The following is a 16410-nucleotide window of genomic DNA, read 5'->3' on the forward strand; positions in this document are numbered from 1 at the left end:
CCGTACCCAGGGCGAGGTCGCTCGCGCCTACGGGGTGTCACAGGGCTGGGTCAGCCGACTGGTGGCCCGCTACCGCGCCGAGGGCGAGGCGGCGTTCGAGCCGCGCTCCCGGCCCACAACGACGATGACCCCGAACCCAGTCGTGGGTTCGGGGTCATTCCGATGTCCTGAGACATCACAGTGTGCACTCGGCAGGATTCGAACCTGCAACCTTCTGATCCGTAGTCAGATGCTCTATCCGTTAAGCTACGAGTGCCTGTGTGTTCTGTTGTGTTGGCTCTTCCTCGTGGGCTTTTGAGCCCCGTCGGCTTCGCGGGAACAACATTACATGACTGGTGCCGCCTGGCGAAATCCGTTTAGCCGACCCTGCATGACCTGCGGAAACGGCCATGGAACGGTCGATGAACGACCGAAGCCCCGGCCAGTCGTGACCAGGGCTTCAGGATCATGAGGCGGAGGCGGAGGGATTTGAACCCTCGATGGGATTGAAGTCCCAAACCGCATTAGCAGTGCGGCGCCATAGACCGGACTAGGCGACGCCTCCAGCACAGCCGCCCGCGCGAGCGCGAGTGGATGCGTGCAGATGATGACACAGCCCAGCGGGGTGTCACCAATCGCCCCCCACGGTACTAGGCGGAAAGGGCGAAGAGCAAAGGCGTAACGCGACGCAACGTCCCGGGACGGGCAGCGTTAAAGGGGTGGGCCTGCGCCCCGGACCAGCGATCCGACCACAGATCGACCGTGGACCGACCGCAGACCGCCCATCGCCCGCAACCCGCCCCGAACTTCGTGGAGCCCCCCATGTTCCGCCGTCTCGCCCTCACCGCAGCCGCCTCCGCCACGGCTTCCCTCGCCATGCTCGCCGCGGCGCCCCCGGCCGCGTACGCCGAACCGTTTCCCCTTGTGCCGCCGCCGGCCCCCGACAGCGATCGCCTCACCGTGACGGTCAGCGACGCGGGGGACGGGCTGGACGGGACGTACGAGCTGGAGTGTCATCCAGAGGGTGGCAGTCATCCCGACGCCGAGGGCGCCTGCGAGCGGCTGGACAGACGGACGGGCTGGGGTGAGGACCCGTTCGCGCCCGTCGAGCCCGGGGAGATGTGCACGATGCAGTACGGCGGTCCGGCCACCGCTCGCGTCACGGGGACGTGGGCCGGGCGGCCCGTCCACGCCACGTACGGGCGCGGTGACGGGTGTGAGATCGCGCGGTGGAACGCCATGGTGCCCCTGCTTCCGAAGCTCGGTTCCTGAGTCGCCCCCTGCTGAAGGGCGAGGGCTGAAGAGGAGGGTTGAAGAGCCGGGGTTAAAGGGGGAGGTCACAGCTTCTGCGTCTTCTCTACTTGTCTTCTGCGTGCGACCTCCCTCTCATCCGGCGTCGCGAGCGCAACCTCTGCCCGTAGACTCCCTCTCGTGACACGTGGCGGACCGGTTGGCAAGATGGCCTCCGCGGTCGGCAAGATGCGGTAACAGGGAGGAAGCGTCTCGTGAGCAGCAGGCCATCCCGAGGCGCTGCTCGCCTCGCAGCCATATTGGACGCGCTTCCCGATGCGTTGGTGCTGGTCAACGCCAATGGGACCGTCGTCAATGCCAACACCATCGCCCTGGAGGCCTTCGAAGCCCCGGGCACCGCTCTGGTGGGGCGCGGGCTGCTCGATCTGCTGCCCGAGTTCGACTCCCGGCTGATCCCCGGTTCCATGCGCCGACCCGAAAGCATCGACCCGCGTGGGCGGACCAAGCCGCGGCGGATGATGGCCCGGCGTACCGACAGCAGCGAGTTCCCGGTCGAGGTCACGAGCGCGAATCTCGAGAACGGCCACCAGGCGTACGACAGTTCCGGCTACACCAGCGATGAGCTGCTGATGCTCGTCGTACGCGACCTCTCCGGCACCGTCGACACCGAGGCCGAGCTCGCGCGTTCGCAGCGGCAGACGGAGATGATTCTGCGGGCCGCCGCCGAGGGCGTGGTGGGCACCGACATGGAGGGGCGGGTCGTCCTCGTCAATCCGGCCGCCGCGCAGATACTCGGCTTCCGGGCCAGCGACCTGGGCGGGCAGGAACTGCATCCGCTGATGCTGCACTCGCGCGCCGACGGCACGCCTTTCCCGTACGAGGAGTCGCCGCTCGCCGACACGCTGCGCTCGGGGCGCAAGCACCGGGTGCGCGGGCAGGTGGTGTGGTCCAAGAGCGGTGACCAGGTGCCCGTCGACCTGACGACCGCGCCCGTACGGGACGGGGACCAGCTCGTCGGCGCGGTGATGACCTTCACCGACCGGCGGGCGTACGACGCTCTCGTCGAGGAGAAGGACGCGGCGGCCAAGCAGCACCAGGAGGAGCTCGCCCGGGCCGCCGAAGAGCATGCCGCGGCGCTGAACTCGCTCCGGGACGAGCACGGCCGGGAACTCTCCGGGCTGAGAGAGGCGCACGAGGAGGAGCTGGCCGCGGGCGACGACCGGTACGCGGCGCTCGCCGAGCGGGAGAAGGACCGGTACGAGGCGCTGGCCGCGCGGCACGAGCAGTTGCTCGCCGTGCTCGGGCGGTCCCTGCGCGGCCCGCTCGACCAGCTGCGCGGCGACCTGTCCGCCCTCGCCGCCGACGATGCCGGACAGCTGTGGCCCGAGGCCAACCAGGTACTTCACCACCTCTCGGCCGGCTACTCCCGGATCACCACACTCATCGACAACGTGCTCGGTTATCAGCGGCTCGACGCCGGGGCCGAGGACGTCGTACGGACGAAGGTCATGCTCGACGCGGTCGTCGCGGCCGGTGTCGACGGAGCCGTCGAGCTGATCGGGCCCGGGCGGGTGCAGTTCGCCGTGCACGCGCCGCCCATCGAGGCCGAGGTCGACCCGCAGCGGCTCGCGACCGCGCTCGCGCACCTCGTCGCGGACGTCGCGGGCGTCGACTCGACGGGCAACGCGCCGGTCTCGGCCGGTGGCTACATGGACAACACGGTCGTCGTGGCGGCGGCCCAGCGCGGCGAGGTCGTACGGATCGAGGTACGGGGGCCGTATGCCGGGGGAGACCCGGTGCACGAGCCGATCGTGCGCGGGATCGTGCGGGCGCACGGTGGAGTGCTGCAGACGCATGAGGTGCCGGGGATGAGCGGCAGCGCGTTCGTGCTCGAGGTGCCCATCGGGGGTGGGGCCGGGGCGGTTTCCGCTCAGGCGCCGGCGCCGGCTCTTGGTTTGGAGGCGGCTGGTACGGATGTGGCTGCGGGCTCGGGTGCCTCGGCTGCCTCGGCGGAGGGTGGGCCCGGTTCCGCGGTCGCACTGCGCGAGCAGGCCCCCGCGCAGGCGGGTGGCGGGCGACGGCGGGCTCGGCGGGCCTCGGTGGACGCCTTCCTGGAGAGCGAGGTCACTCCCTCGGCCGAGACGGGGGCGGGAGCGGGGACGGAGACCGGAGCAGCCGCACCCACCGGGCGGCGGCGCAGGCGGGCCGCGGCGGATGAGTCGCAGGTGCCGCAGGTGCCCGTTCCGGCACAGGGGACCGGTGAAGGTGCCCTGGTGTCCGGGGGGACCGGGCGGCGGCGAGGGCGGCCGAGTCCCGCGGAAAGCGGCGGCGGGGTTGCCGAGGGTGCGGTCGTGACCGCGGCCGAGCATGCCGCGGGTGCCGCGGCCACCGGGCTCGGGCCGACAGTGCCTCCGCAGGGCGTGCCCGCGCCCGAGGGGCAGCGTGCGCGGCAGCTCGGCGGTGAGCGGCAGGCGCTGCCGGCAGCGCTGCCGATGGGTCAGGGCGGTGACGGAGCCGATCAGCAGACCGGCCAGCCGACCGGACGGCGTCGGCGTGCGCTGGCCGCGGCGGCCGAGCGCCAGGCCGCTCAGGAGGCCGAGCCGCGCTCGGTGTTCGCGCTGCCGCCGGCGGAGGCGGACCGTGGGTCTGAGTACGCCGCTCAGCAGTACGCCGCGCAGCAGGCTCATGGGCAGACCGGTCAGGTCCAGGTCGGTCACGGGCAGGTCGGTCAGGAGCAGGTCAGTCACGGGCAGGCCGATGACGGTCGTCATGATGTGGCCCTGCACGACCCGGCTGAGGATCACACTCCGCCACAGCCGCATCCGGTGTCGGCGCCCACCGGGCGGCGGCGGGCTCGGCAGGGGGATGCCACGGGGGCGGGGCAAGGTGTTCCCGGGCAGATGGCGCCCGCGCAGGCGGTGACTCAAGGGGCTCCCGCACAACTCACTCCCGCTCAGGGGATTCCCGCGCAAGGTGACGCTTCCCAGGGTGTTCCCGGACAGCCCGTTGCCGCGCAAGGTCTCCCGGAACAGGGAGCTCCCGGCCAGAGCGTTGCCGTTCCGGGGACTGCCGGGCAGGGCATGCCCCAGCCGGGTACTTTCGGGCAGGGCATATCGCAGCCGGTGGTCCCGGCGCAGGGCGTACCTCCGCAGGGGATTCCTGCGGAGGCCGCTGCCGCGACCACGCCTGCGGGCGGTATCCCCGCTGCGGGTACGTCGCCTCAGGGCACCGCTGTCGCGCAGAACGCCCTGCCTCAGTCGCAACCCCAGCCTCAGCCTCAGCCTCAGCCCATGGCGGCTCCGAGCCCTCAGCAGCCCCAGTCCCAGCCCTGGCCGGGCACGGCCGAGCTCCCGGCTTCCCAGGCCGCAACCCCCGCCACACACCAGGCCCCGGCAGAAGCGGACGCGCCCCGCACAGCCCAGCCCCTCCCCGCCGAAGCCCCACCTCCCGCGGCGCCCGCTGCCGCCGCGCCCCCCGTGGACCCCAACTCCACCCAGGGACGCGCCATCAGCGTCCGCACGCTCGGGCAGGGCGTCCCCTTCGGCCGCCGTATGAGCGACGCCCAGCAGCCCCAGCCCACGCCCTTGGGGACTCTCCAGCCACAGCCCCAGGCTCAGCAGCAACCCCAGCGGCAAGCTCAGACCCAACCCCAGCCGCAGGCCCCGACCCCTCCTCCCCACGCGACCAATGGCTCCGGCCGCCGCCGCAAGCTCGGCACCCGTAACGAAGCCATTCCCGAGCCCGCCCCCGCCGCCGAGCACCCGGAGACGGCGGCCCGCCCGCACCCCCAGCCGACCGCGACCCAGCCCCAGCCGACCGCGCCCGCGTCCGAGCCCCGGCCGGCCGACGCCACCGAGGGCCCCGGCCGCTCGTACGCCATAGGAGCACCGGACGAGAATGCCGCCGAGGGTCCCGAGCCGCTCGACGGCCCCGGCGGCGCGGTCGAGGTCGCGAACCAGCCCCTGCCGCAGCCGATGGACGACGAGCTGCCTCCAGAGCCCCTGGACAACCCGCGTCGGCTGCTGGTCTGGCCCGCGCCGGACGTCGGTACCCAGCAGGCGCTGAGCGACCGCGGTTACCGGCCGGTGATCGTGCACTCGCGCGAGGAGGTGGATGCGCAGATCGCCGCGTTCCCGGCCGCGCTGTTCGTCGACCCGCTGACCGGTCCCATCACGCGTACGGCGCTCCAGTCGCTGCGTACGGCCGCCGTCGCCGCCGAGGTTCCGGTGCTCGTGACGGCGGGACTCGGACAGGCGACGCGCGAGGCGGCGTACGGCGCCGACCCTGCCGTACTCCTGAAGGCGCTGGCGCCCCGCGACAGCGAGCAGCACCCACCACGTGTGCTGCTGATCGAGGAGCACGCGGAGATCGCGCTGGCGCTGACCGCGTCGCTGGAGCGGCGCGGGATGCAGGTCGCGCGGGCCTCGTCCGACGCGGATGCCGTCACTCTGGCCGGGCAGATGCGGCCGAACCTCGTGGTGATGGACCTGATGCAGGTACGCCGCCGTCGTGCCGGAATCGTCGACTGGCTGCGCGCGAACGGCCAGCTGAACCGCACCCCGCTCGTCGTCTACACCGCCGCCGTCGACCAGTCCGAACTCCCGCGCCTGGCCGCGGGGGAGACGGTCCTGTTCCTCGCCGAACGCTCGACGAGCAGCGAGGTGCAGAGCAGGATCGTGGACCTGCTGGCGCGGATCGGCACGAACTGATCGTTTCGCGTACGTGAGTGGGGGCGCTGTTTCACGTGAAACAGCGCCCCCACTCACGTACCGGCCCACATAGCGGGCGAAAAGCCGTCAGATCTGCGTGACGTCCAGACCGCCCGCCGCGTACTGCCTGCGCAGCACCTTCTTGTCGAACTTTCCGACGCTCGTCTTCGGCACCGCCTCGATCACCGTCCACCGCTCGGGGAGCTGCCACTTGGCGATCTTGCCCTCCTCGGCGAGGAAGGCGCGCAGGGTGTTGAAGTCGGCGGTGGCGCCCTCCTTGAGGACGACGGTGGCCAGCGGGCGTTCGCCCCACTTCTCGTCGGGGACGGCGACTACGGCGGCCTCGGCGACGTCGGGGTGGGACATGAGCGCGTTCTCCAGCTCCACCGACGAGATCCACTCCCCTCCCGACTTGATGACGTCCTTGGCGCGGTCGGTGAGGGTCAGGAAGCCGTCGGAGCTGATCGTGCCGACGTCACCGGTCTTGAGCCAGCCGTCCTCGCTGAACTTGTCGGCGGGGCGCAGGGCTTCGGTGGTGCCGTGGCCGCCGTAGTACGCGCCCGCGATCCATGGACCGCGTACCTCCAGCTCGCCCGCGGACTCGCCGTCCCAGGGCAGCCGCTCGCCACCGGGGCCGGCCAGCCGGGCCTCGACGCTCGCGGGGAAGCGGCCCTGCGTGATGCGGTACGCGAACTCCTCGTCCGTACCGATCACATGGGCCGGCGGCCGGGCGATCGTGCCGAGCGGGGAGGTCTCCGTCATGCCCCAGGCGTGGCAGACGCGCATGCCCAGCTCGTCGAAGGCCTTCATGAGGGAGGGTGGGCAGGCGGAGCCGCCGATGGTGACCTGCGTCAGCGAACTCACGTCCCGCGGCTTGGCCTTGAGCTCCCCGAGCAGCCCCTGCCAGATGGTGGGGACGGCAGCGGCGTGCGTCGGCTTCTCGCTCTCGATCATCTCGGCGAGCGGGCCCGGCTGGAGAAAACGGTCCGGCATCAGCATGTTCACACCGGTCATGAACGTGGCGTGCGGCAGCCCCCAGGCGTTCACATGGAACTGCGGGACCACGACGAGGGACGTGTCCTGGTCGGTGAGGCCCATGGACTGCGCCATGTTGACCTGCATGGAGTGCAGATAGACGGAACGGTGGGAGAAGACGACCCCCTTGGGGTCACCCGTCGTCCCGGAGGTGTAGCACATGGCCGCGCCCTGGCGTTCGTCCAGCTCCGGCCAGTCGTACGTCTCCGGCTTGCCGTCGATCAGCTCCTCGTACTCGTGCACCTGGACCGACGCCCCGTCCAGCAGCGAACGGTCGCCGGGACCCGAGACGATCACATGCTCGACCGTCTTCAGATGCGGCAGCAACGGCGCGAGCAGCGGCAACAGCGAACCGTTGGCGATCACCACGCGGTCGGCGGCGTGGTTCACGATCCAGGCCAGCTGCTCCGGGGGCAGCCGGAGGTTGAGCGTGTGCAGCACCGCGCCCATGGAGGGGATCGCGAAGTACGCCTCGACGTGCTCGGCGTTGTTCCACATCAAGGTGCCCGTCGGCTGCCCCTCTTCGACTCCGAGCTCCCGCAGAGCGTGCGCCAGCCGGGCGGCCCTTGCCCCGATCTCGGCGAAGGACCGCCGCTGCGGCTCCCCCTCGCCGGTCCACGTGATCACCTGCGACGATCCGTGGATGGTCGACCCGTGGGTCAGGATTCTTGAGATCAGCAGCGGTACGTCCTGCATCGTGCTCTGCACGGCGTCCTCCCGGGGCGACATTGCCTGCGCGGTGGCGTGAAAGGTTTGGGGCTGATTGTGCGCACATACCGCGCGGTATGTCACTAGTACCGGGATGATCGATCACGTTGCTGTGCAGGGCTTCCGTGGCGAGACCGGGCTTTGTGAGGCGGTCGAGCACAGATCAGCGAACCGGCTCCAACTCCGGGTCCTCACGCAACTTGCCGAGCGCACGCGACACCGCCGACTTGACCGTGCCGACCGAGACGCCGAGCACCTCCGCCGTCTGGACCTCGCTCAGGTCCTCGTAGTACCGCAGGACGACCATCGCCCGCTGCCGCGCCGGCAACCTCATGATCGCGCGCCACATCGCATCGTGAAGCGCCTGCTGCTCCGCCGGATCCCCGGCCGGCGGAGCCTGGGGCTCCGGCAGCTCGTCGCACGCGAACTCGTCGACCTTCCGCTTCCGCCACTGCGACGTCCGCGTGTTCAGCAGCGCCCGGCGGACGTAACCGTCGAGCGCCCGGTGGTCCTCGATCCGCTCCCACGCGACATACGTCTTCGCCAGTGCGGTCTGCAACAGATCCTCGGCGTCGCTGGGGTTCGCGGTCAGCGAGCGCGCGGTACGCAGCAGCACGGGCTGGCGGGCCTTCACGTACGACGCGAACGACGGGTACGCGAGGGTCTGGGCCCTTGGCGTAGCGGCGTTCGAAGCGCTGGTGCAGACGGGTGTGGTCATGGCTCCACGCTAGGATCGCCCCCTACTCGAGCGGATCGGCCGGAGGTCCTGAAGCCTTGTCCGCCTCAGGTTGTAGGAGTGGTGCCACCTCCACCTCCTGGAGGTGGACGTAACGGCCCGTACCCCTGAGGGTCCACCCCTGAGAGACCGCTCCCTCAGGAGTAGTACGGGGGCGCCGCGCGGTTCCGGAGGAGTACGGATGGGCTGTGGGGAGCAGCGCAACGCGGCCCACTCGGTGTTCAGCCTCCGTCATCCGCCCCCAGGATCAACCCCGAGGTGGGGACCCCTGTGCCCGCCGTGACCAGTACCCGTCGGGCGTCGGGTATCTGGTTCACGGACGTCCCGCGCAGCTGCCGTACCGCCTCCGCCACACCGTTCATCCCGTGCAGGTACGCCTCCCCGAGCTGTCCCCCGTGTGTGTTCAGCGGCAGCCGCTCCTCGGCGACGAAGTCCGCCGCCTCGCCCGGCTTGCAGAACCCGAACTCCTCCAGCTGCATCAGCACGAACGGCGTGAAGTGGTCGTACAGAATCCCCACGTCCATCTCGGCCGCCGTCAGCCCGGACGTGCGCCACAACTGCCGCGCCACCACCCCCATCTCCGGCAGCCCCGTCAGATCGTCCCGGTAGAAGCTGGTCATCTGCTCCTGTCTCCGGCCGGCGCCCTGGGCCGCCGCCGTGATCACCGCGGGCGGCTGCGGCAGGTCACGCGCCCGCTCCACGGAGGTGACGACCAGGGCCTGACCGCCGTCGGTCTCCTGGCAGCAGTCCAGCAACCGCAGCGGCTCGACGATCCAACGCGAGGCGGCATGGTCGGCGAGCGTGATCGGTCTGCCGTGGAAGTACGCCGCCGGATTGGTCGCCGCATACTTCCTGTCCACGACCGCGACCTGCCCGAACGCCTCTGACGTCAGCCCATACGTGTACAGATAGCGCTGCGCCGCCATCGCCACCCAGGAGGCGGGCGTGAGCAGCCCGAACGGCAGGCCCCAGCCGAGCGCCGCACCCTCGGCCGACGGCTCCCGCCGCTGCACCCCGGACCCGAATCTCCGCCCCGACCGCTCATTGAACGCCCGGTAGCAGACCACGACTTCGGCCACCCCCGTCGCCACCGCGAGCGCGGCCTGCTGAACGGTCGCGCAGGCCGCCCCGCCGCCGTAGTGGATCCGCGAGAAGAAGGACAGCTCCCCCATACCGGCCGCCTGGGCGACCGTGATCTCCGGGCTGGTGTCCATCGTGAACGTCACCATGCCGTCCACATCGGCCGGCGTGAGCCCCGCGTCGTCGAGCGCGGCCCGCACCGCCTCCACCGCCAGCCGCAGCTCACTGCGCCCCGAGTCCTTGGAGAACTCGGTGGCCCCGATCCCCACGACCGCCGCCCGTCCGCCGAGCGTGTCCCTCGTCCGTACGCTCATGACCGGCCCACCCCGTCGGTGCCGCCCGGGACCGTCACGATCACCGTCCCCGTGACGTGCTTGCCGATGCCGTTGGCCCCGGCCACCTTCACCGTGACCGTCTTGCCCGCGGCGTCTTCACCCTCGACCTCCGCGACCTCCTCGACCGTGCCGGTCAACACCATCGTGTCTCCGGGGTAGTTGGGCGCCCCCAGTCTGATCGCCACTCTGCGGAGGACGGCCGTGGGACCGAAGTGGTCCGTGATGTAGCGGCCGACCAGACCATTGGTCGTCAGGATGTTCATGAAGATGTCCGGCGAGCCCTTCTGCCGTGCGAGCTCCGCGTCGTGGTGCACGTCCTGGTAGTCGCGCGACGCGATGGCCCCGGCGACGATGAGCGTGCGGGTGATCTCGATCTCCAGTGGCGGCAGCTCATCGCCGACACAGACCATCTGCCCGACACCGGCGCTCATGCCTCCACCGCCCCCTTTCCCTCTCCCTCGCCCTCTCCGTTCACGATCAACTCCCCCAGCTCCTGGAGCAGTTCGCTCCCGCATCCCAGATACGCGTCCAGCTGCCGCCCCCACAGAAAGTGCCGGTGCACGGGATGGTCGAGGTCGGCTCCCATGCCGCCGTGCAGATGCTGACCCGTGTGCACAACGCGCTGCCCCGCCTCCGAGGCCCACCATGCGGCGGTCAGCGCATGACTGGCGTATTCCAGCCCCTCGTCACGTCGCCAGGCCGCCTCGTACGCCGTGACCCGTATCGCCTCCGTGTCCATGTACGCGTCCGCTGCCCGGAGTTGAACCCCTTGCTTGGCCGCGAGCGGCCGTCCGAACTGCTCGCGGGTGTTGGTGTGCTCCACCGCCCGGGCCAGCGAACCCGCGCACACCCCGGCCTGCAGCCCCGCGAAGGCGGTACGCGCGGTGGCGAGCACGTCGTCGTACGCACGGCTCTCGTACGCCTCCTCGTTTCCCGCCCCGTCGCCGAGCCGCTCCGCCGGCGTGCCGTCCAGCGTCAGCCGCCCCGCCGACCAGGGCGCCGTCAGCTCGACGGGCTCACACTCGGCCTCACCCGTCCGCACCAGCCACAGTCGACGCGCATCGTCCGCGACCAGGACATGCGTGGCTTCGCGGAGCCACGGCACCACGGCGACCGTACCGCTCAACCCGCCGGGCCCTTCCTCCCGTACGGCCGCTCCGCGCAGCGCCCCGCTCACCACCACCGTCCCGTCCCCGATGCCCGGCAGCAGCCGCTCCTGCTGCTCCGCCGAACCATGCGCCGACACCGCCGACAGCCCGTACACACAGCTCGCCGCGAACGGCACCTGGGCCGTCGTCCGCCCCTGTTCCTCCAGCAGGAGCACCAGCCCGAGGAGCCCTATGTCCTCGACGGCGGCCACGAGCCCGGCCTCGCACAGCGCCTTCCACAGCTCGGCATCACTGCCCGTCCCGGCGGCGGCGAGCCGCTCATGCGTGGACAGGTCGCCGAAGATCCGCGCGGCCAGCTCACGGGCCGCCGCCTGCTCCTGTGTGGGTGTGAAGTCCATGTCAGCCCCCGTTCCCCTCGACCGGCGCGACGGCCGCGACGGCACGGAAGACCGGCAGCTCCAACTCCTCGTCCGCCTGCTCGAATTCGAGCCGTACCGGCATCCCGATCCGTACCTCTTCGTGCGGTACCCCCACCACGTTGCTGATCATCCGCACACCCTCGTCCAGTTCGATCAGTCCGACCGCATGGGGAGGATCGAAGGCCGGGAAGGGCGGGTGGTGCATCACGACGTACGAGTACACGGTGCCCTCGCCGCTCGCCTCGACCGTGTCCCACTCCAGTGACCCGCATGCGTTGCACCCCGGCAGCCAGGGAAAGCGCAATGTCCTGCATCCGTCGCAGCGCTGGATCAGCAGCCGGTGCCGGGCCACGCCCTCCCAGAACCCGGCGTTGTCACGGTTGACGACAGGACGAGGACGCCGGGGCTGTGACACCGTCGAGGCCTCTGAAGCGGTCGCGGCCGTCGCCGGTGACGCAGCCTCTGAAGCCGCCGCCCCGGTCTCTGATGCCGCATCCTCCGGAGCCCTCGGTTTCCGGACCGCGGGCGCGTACTTGAAGATCCGGAACCGATGCGTCCCCGTCGGCCGATCCCCTGCCCGTACATCCATGCGCGTAGTGACGAAATACCCCGTGCCCAGCTTGGTCGTCTTGCGCGCGGAGACCGACTCGATCACCGAGTCGAAGGTGATCTCGTCCCCCGGCCGCAGCGGCCGCAGATACTCCTGCTCGCAGTCGGTGGCGACCACGGAGGTGTACCCGGCACCGTCGAGCAGCCCGAGCAGTTCGTCGTACGCCTGCGACCGCCCCGTATGCCCGGAATGACCGGACAGGCCTCCCATGGTCCACGCCTGGAGCATGGTCGGCGGAGCTATGGCATCCGGCCCCGCATACGCCGGATTCCTGTCTCCCATCGCCTCGCACCAGTGCCGGATCATCGGCTCGTTGACCGGGTCCTTGCCCACTCCCGCGACCGCTGCCGCCCGCCCCTCGTACGCTTTCAGCCGTGCGTCGAGGTCCCCGCCGGACTCCTCGCTCACCGCCGCCCCCTCGTCATCCCGAGCCGCATCGTCGCCACGATCTCCCGCTGCACCTCGCTCACCCCGCCCCCGAACGTGTTGATCTGCGCCGCCCTGTTCATCCGCTCCAGCTCGCCGCCTTCGAACACACCCGGCGAGCCCGAGCGGATCAGCCCGTCCGCTCCCACAATTTCCTGACACATTCGATACACCGCGACCGTCGATTCGGTTCCCGCGAACTTCACGCCGCTCGCATCGCCGGGCGCCAGCCGGTCGGCCCCGACATCCCCCGCCAAACGCCAGTTGAGCAGGCGCGATGCCGCCAGCCGGGCATGCGCCTCGGCCAGTCTCGATCGCACCCACGGCTCGTCAACCCTGCGCCGCCCGGTCACCGGATCGGGCGTACGGGCCGCGGTCAGCGCGGCGGCGTAGAAGTCCTCGGCCTGCATGCCGATCGCCGCGAGCGCGACCCGCTCATGGTTGAGCTGGTTGGTGATGAGACCCCAGCCGCCGTTCTCCTCGCCGACGAGATTGCCCGCCGGAACGCGGATCTCGTCGTAGTACGTGGCCGTCGTGGTCAGCCCGCCCACTGTCTCGATCGGTGTCCATGAGAACCCGGGGGCGTCGGTGGGCACGAGCAGGATCGAGATGCCCTTGTGCTTGGGCGCGTCCGGGTCGGTGCGGCAGGCGAGCCAGATCCAGTCGGCGTTCTGCGCGTTGGAGGTGAAGACCTTCTGCCCGTCGACGATCCAGTCCCCGCCGTCACGCACGGCGCGCGTCCGCAGCGAGGCGAGATCGGTCCCGGCCGACGGCTCCGAGTACCCGATCGCGAACACGACGTCCCCGCGCAGAATCCGCGGCAGAAAGAAGTCCTTCTGCTCCTCGGTCCCGTACTTCATCAGCGTCGGCCCGACCGTGTTCAGCGTGACCATGGAGACGGGTGCGCCCGCCCGGTAGGCCTCGTCGAAGAACACGAACTGCTCATCGGCGCCGCGCCCTTGACCGCCGTACGCCACCGGCCAGCCCAGCCCCAACCAGCCGTCGGCGCCGATCCGCCGCAGAAGCGCCCGCTGCCGCCCCGAATCGGCGGCGGGCAGCGGCCCGTCAGGCATCAGGTCCCGGAAGTACGTACGGAGTTCGGCGCGCAGCCGTCGCTGGCGCTCGGTGGGGGCGAGGTGCACGACGACGGCCCTCCCGGACCTCGTACGAACAAGGATTTCTGACTGTCCGTCAGATCCTGGGGACTGTCAAGGTCGCCGGAAACACCCCGTCGAAACCGAGGCCCAACCGCCTCCACGGGGCCGCCCCCTCTTCCTTTTTTCGAACACCCGTACGAACATGGAGTCATGGCCACCATCGACCGGCAGGCCACCACGCTGGCCCTTGCACACGCGCTGTCAGCCGCCGAACGCGGACTGGCCGTCTTCCCGCTGTCCCGAACCAAGCTCCCGGCACTGCGCTCCCCGCACCGCGACGACCCGACGGCGCCGCCCTGCCACGGGGAGTGCGGGCGCTTCGGGCACGGTGTGTACGACGCCTCGACCGAACCCGAACGCATTCGCGAGCTCTTCGCCGCCGCCCCCTGGGCCACCGGCTACGGCATCGCCTGCGGTCTTGAGCCACACCACCTCATCGGCATCGACCTCGACACCAAATCGGGCACCGACTCCTCGGCGGCGCTGCGCGAACTCGCCCTGCGCCATCTGTTCACGATCCCGGAGACGGTCGTCGTCCTGACTCCCAGCGGCGGCCGCCATCTGTGGCTGTCCGGCTCACCCGACGTCGTCGTCCCCAACTCCGCGGGCCGCCTCGCCCCCGGCATCGACATCCGCGGCGCCGGCGGCTACCTCGTCGGCCCCGGCTCGCGCACCGCGCACGGCGTCTACGGCACGGCTCCGGGCACCTCCCACCTGGCGCCCGCACCCTGCCCACGCGCCCTCCTGCGCTTACTCACGCCCCCGCCCCGAACGCACCACCCCACGCCGTCCTCAGCGGGCGGGCACGGCCAGGGTCTGGTCCAGTTCGTCGCCGCCGCCCACGAGGGCCAACGCAACACCCGCCTCTTCTGGGCGGCCTGCCGGGCGTACGAGAACGGGATCGGCGACGAGCTCGTCGAACCGCTGGTGGACGCGGCGGTCCAGGTGGGCCTTTCGGAGCGGGAGGCACGGTCGACGGTGGGGTCGGCCCGGCGGCTGGTGGGAGGCCGACGGGGGTGAAGGAGGACCGGGCTCCTGACGCAGAAGGGGTGCCTCTCAGCGAGAGACACCCCTTCTGACCTGCAATCCTTCTGACCTGCGCGGTGGGTGTGGGATTTGAACCCACGGTGACATCGCTGCCACGACGGTTTTCAAGACCGGCCAAGAAACATTGCCGATGAGGTCCGTGACCTGGCCCTTCTTCGGCAGCGCAGGACTAGCGAGCGATGTCCTGGCCAGAGGATGGCCACAGACCCACTCGCCGCCTGCTACTTCGCCGCGACCGCTCGCCCTTCAGGCCGTGCCCTGGCGCGGCTCCGCGGGTGCGCCGTCGTTGGCGTCGGCGCCTGGCTCGACGACAGGTCCCGGCACCCAGCCGTGCCGAGACCTGTCATCTCTTGATCTCGTCCTGCAACCATGTCCCCAGGTCTGCGTCTTGATCTGAAGCGGGGGCAGGATGGTTCATCCGAACGCAAACGGCAGAGTCAACAAGATCATCAAGCGTTTCAGCGCCTACGCCGCCATAGGGCTTGTGTTGCTGGGCTCTCTACTCGGCACTCCCTTCCTGCTACGAGCAGTGGCACCCGAGCGGACTGACTGGTCAGAGCTGAGCGACATCAGCCAAACGTACGGAGCCGTCTCAGTCGGCGTATCTGCACTCGCGTTGGCCGGGGTCGCGGCATCGCTGATCTACCAGGCTCGACAGACTCGGGTAGCTCAAGAGGAAGCAGCTCGGGCTGCTCACAGAGAGCTGGTCCTCTTCTCGCTGAGCGATCCGGCCTTGTTTGCGTGCTGGGAGCCCTCACGAGATCCAGTCACCGTAGAGGAATGGAAGCGACTCGCCTTCACCAACTTGATCTTCCAGAGGTGGGCAAATTCCTTCGCACTGGGACGCACCACGGAACAGCAAGCACGCGGGATCCTGCTAGAGCACTTCCGGGGACAGCCCGCCCGAGCGCACTGGGAGCAGGCTCGCACTGGGTGGATCCGGCATGCAGAGGCCGGTACCAATCGCCGCGCGCGTCTGTTCGCTCACATCGCGGAGGAGTGCTACCAAGCAGCGGTCGCAGCCGGTCCTGCGGTCGCGGTGAACCAGTACTTCGAGCCTCACACCACAGCAACGGCGGACTGATCATCCCATTGGCGTACCGGTTGGCGTAACCGACACGAAAGCACGCCCGTCGACGATCTTCGACGGGCGTGTATTCCCTCGTCAGGGCTTTGCGGCTGGGGCCGGGGTCGAACCGGCGACCTTCCGCTTTTCAGGCCGTGTCCTGGCGGGGTGAGCCCTGATCATGCGGTGTGTGAGCGATCGCGGCCGGCCGTGGTTGTACGCCACTGTTGGCGTACGGGTTGGCGTACGCCACGGGGCGCGACTCAGGCGGATTCGAGCAGGTGGCGGCCATCGTGGACGCGCACGTGAGGTGCGCTCGCCGCGTCCAGGGCGTCGAGCACGCGGACCGCGTAGACCTCACCCATCCACTTCTCGGCTTCCTCGGGAGTCAGCCACTCCACAGCCGTCGACTCATTCGACGTGCGCTCCACGCCGTCGACCGGACGGCACAGGAAGACGAGAGCGACGATGCCCCGGCTCATGTTCTTGTAGACGCCCGTGAGCCGTTCCACGGAGACGCGGACGCCCGTCTCTTCCAGTACCTCACGTACGGCGCCATCCTCCGGCCGCTCGTCCAGTTCGAGCACCCCGCCCGGAGGCTCCCAGGTGCCGTTGTCCGCGCGTCGGATCGCGAGGACGCGGCCATCATCGCGCACAACCACGCCAGCGACCGAGACCGAGTGAAGCGGCATAGACGCGCCTTCCGGGTAGCGTTGCTTATGTACAGGAGCTTAGGAGGAACT

The 16410-nt window shown here is 70.2% G+C and carries 12 protein-coding genes, 2 tRNA genes and 1 pseudogene; 5 read left to right on the top strand and 10 right to left on the bottom strand.

All coding sequences use genetic code 11. The features are described from left to right. Positions 1-100, top strand: a pseudogene (locus tag OP79_RS58530) (helix-turn-helix domain-containing protein); the annotation flags it as partial. Positions 101-183: 83 nt separating this feature from the next. Here the strand turns inward: OP79_RS58530 and OP79_RS17670 are convergent. Both OP79_RS17670 and OP79_RS17675 read right to left on the bottom strand, forming a co-directional pair. Continuing rightward, positions 184-256 (bottom strand) — tRNA-Arg (locus OP79_RS17670). A 197-nt stretch (positions 257-453) separates the two neighbouring features. Further along, a tRNA-Ser gene (locus OP79_RS17675) sits at positions 454-544 on the bottom strand. Positions 545-801: 257 nt separating this feature from the next. On the opposite strand from OP79_RS17675, the gene OP79_RS17680 reads away from it, so the two are divergent. Next, positions 802-1251 carry an SSI family serine proteinase inhibitor gene (locus OP79_RS17680; protein ID WP_033321207.1) on the top strand — a complete coding sequence of 150 codons (450 nt, stop codon included), beginning with the start codon at positions 802-804 and terminating at the stop codon, positions 1249-1251. Positions 1252-1484: 233 nt separating this feature from the next. Next, the gene (locus OP79_RS17685) at positions 1485-5939 is read left to right on the top strand and encodes a PAS domain-containing protein (RefSeq protein ID WP_078491849.1); all 4455 of its coding nucleotides are present in this window, start codon (positions 1485-1487) and stop codon (positions 5937-5939) included. An 87-nt stretch (positions 5940-6026) separates the two neighbouring features. On the opposite strand, the gene OP79_RS17690 is transcribed toward OP79_RS17685, so the two are convergent. The 7 genes from OP79_RS17690 to OP79_RS17720 form a co-directional block, all read right to left on the bottom strand. Beyond that, positions 6027-7703 (bottom strand): long-chain fatty acid--CoA ligase, encoded by a 1677-nt coding sequence (locus tag OP79_RS17690; RefSeq protein WP_033321208.1) that lies wholly within the window; start codon positions 7701-7703, stop codon positions 6027-6029. A gap of 142 nt (positions 7704-7845) precedes the next feature. After that, positions 7846-8400, bottom strand: coding sequence for a SigE family RNA polymerase sigma factor (locus OP79_RS17695; RefSeq protein ID WP_033321209.1), 555 nt, complete (start codon positions 8398-8400; stop codon positions 7846-7848). A 239-nt stretch (positions 8401-8639) separates the two neighbouring features. Further along, the gene (locus OP79_RS17700; protein ID WP_033321210.1) at positions 8640-9812 is read right to left on the bottom strand and encodes a lipid-transfer protein; all 1173 of its coding nucleotides are present in this window, start codon (positions 9810-9812) and stop codon (positions 8640-8642) included. Continuing rightward, positions 9809-10264, bottom strand: a complete 456-nt coding sequence (locus tag OP79_RS17705) for a MaoC family dehydratase (protein ID WP_245685354.1) — start codon at positions 10262-10264, stop codon at positions 9809-9811. Before OP79_RS17705 ends, OP79_RS17700 begins: the two co-directional genes overlap by 4 nt. Next, positions 10261-11340 carry an acyl-CoA dehydrogenase family protein gene (locus OP79_RS17710; RefSeq protein ID WP_033321211.1) on the bottom strand — a complete coding sequence of 360 codons (1080 nt, stop codon included), beginning with the start codon at positions 11338-11340 and terminating at the stop codon, positions 10261-10263. The genes OP79_RS17705 and OP79_RS17710 overlap by 4 nt, the downstream gene beginning before the upstream one ends. 1 nt (position 11341) lies before the next feature. Then, positions 11342-12379 carry a bifunctional MaoC family dehydratase N-terminal/OB-fold nucleic acid binding domain-containing protein gene (locus OP79_RS17715; RefSeq protein ID WP_033321212.1) on the bottom strand — a complete coding sequence of 346 codons (1038 nt, stop codon included), beginning with the start codon at positions 12377-12379 and terminating at the stop codon, positions 11342-11344. Continuing rightward, complete coding sequence (locus OP79_RS17720) at positions 12376-13539, bottom strand: acyl-CoA dehydrogenase family protein (RefSeq protein WP_033321213.1); 1164 nt, start codon at positions 13537-13539, stop codon at positions 12376-12378. The genes OP79_RS17715 and OP79_RS17720 overlap by 4 nt, the downstream gene beginning before the upstream one ends. A gap of 165 nt (positions 13540-13704) precedes the next feature. On the opposite strand from OP79_RS17720, the gene OP79_RS17725 reads away from it, so the two are divergent. Further along, entirely contained in the window at positions 13705-14574 is an 870-nt protein-coding gene (locus OP79_RS17725) for a bifunctional DNA primase/polymerase (RefSeq protein WP_033321214.1), read from the top strand. A 436-nt stretch (positions 14575-15010) separates the two neighbouring features. Then, a complete protein-coding gene (locus OP79_RS58535; RefSeq protein WP_425428578.1) occupies positions 15011-15685 on the top strand; it encodes a DUF6082 family protein in 675 nt (224 codons plus the stop codon). Positions 15686-15930: 245 nt separating this feature from the next. On the opposite strand, the gene OP79_RS17730 is transcribed toward OP79_RS58535, so the two are convergent. After that, the gene (locus OP79_RS17730; protein ID WP_033321215.1) at positions 15931-16359 is read right to left on the bottom strand and encodes an NUDIX hydrolase; all 429 of its coding nucleotides are present in this window, start codon (positions 16357-16359) and stop codon (positions 15931-15933) included. Positions 16360-16410 lie beyond the last annotated feature (51 nt).

Source organism: Streptomyces yerevanensis, from assembly GCF_000716805.1.
GTDB lineage: Bacteria > Actinomycetota > Actinomycetes > Streptomycetales > Streptomycetaceae > Streptomyces > Streptomyces flaveus.

Coding starts and splice junctions, on each gene's coding strand:
- OP79_RS17680 (WP_033321207.1), top strand. CDS start 802: ATGTTCCGCCGTCTCGCCCTCACCGCAGCCGCCTCCGCCACGGCTTCC.
- OP79_RS17690 (WP_033321208.1), bottom strand. CDS start 7,703: ATGTCGCCCCGGGAGGACGCCGTGCAGAGCACGATGCAGGACGTACCG.
- OP79_RS17695 (WP_033321209.1), bottom strand. CDS start 8,400: ATGACCACACCCGTCTGCACCAGCGCTTCGAACGCCGCTACGCCAAGG.
- OP79_RS17700 (WP_033321210.1), bottom strand. CDS start 9,812: ATGAGCGTACGGACGAGGGACACGCTCGGCGGACGGGCGGCGGTCGTG.
- OP79_RS17705 (WP_245685354.1), bottom strand. CDS start 10,264: ATGAGCGCCGGTGTCGGGCAGATGGTCTGTGTCGGCGATGAGCTGCCG.
- OP79_RS17710 (WP_033321211.1), bottom strand. CDS start 11,340: ATGGACTTCACACCCACACAGGAGCAGGCGGCGGCCCGTGAGCTGGCC.
- OP79_RS17725 (WP_033321214.1), top strand. CDS start 13,705: ATGGCCACCATCGACCGGCAGGCCACCACGCTGGCCCTTGCACACGCG.
- OP79_RS58535 (WP_425428578.1), top strand. CDS start 15,011: ATGGTTCATCCGAACGCAAACGGCAGAGTCAACAAGATCATCAAGCGT.
- OP79_RS17730 (WP_033321215.1), bottom strand. CDS start 16,359: ATGCCGCTTCACTCGGTCTCGGTCGCTGGCGTGGTTGTGCGCGATGAT.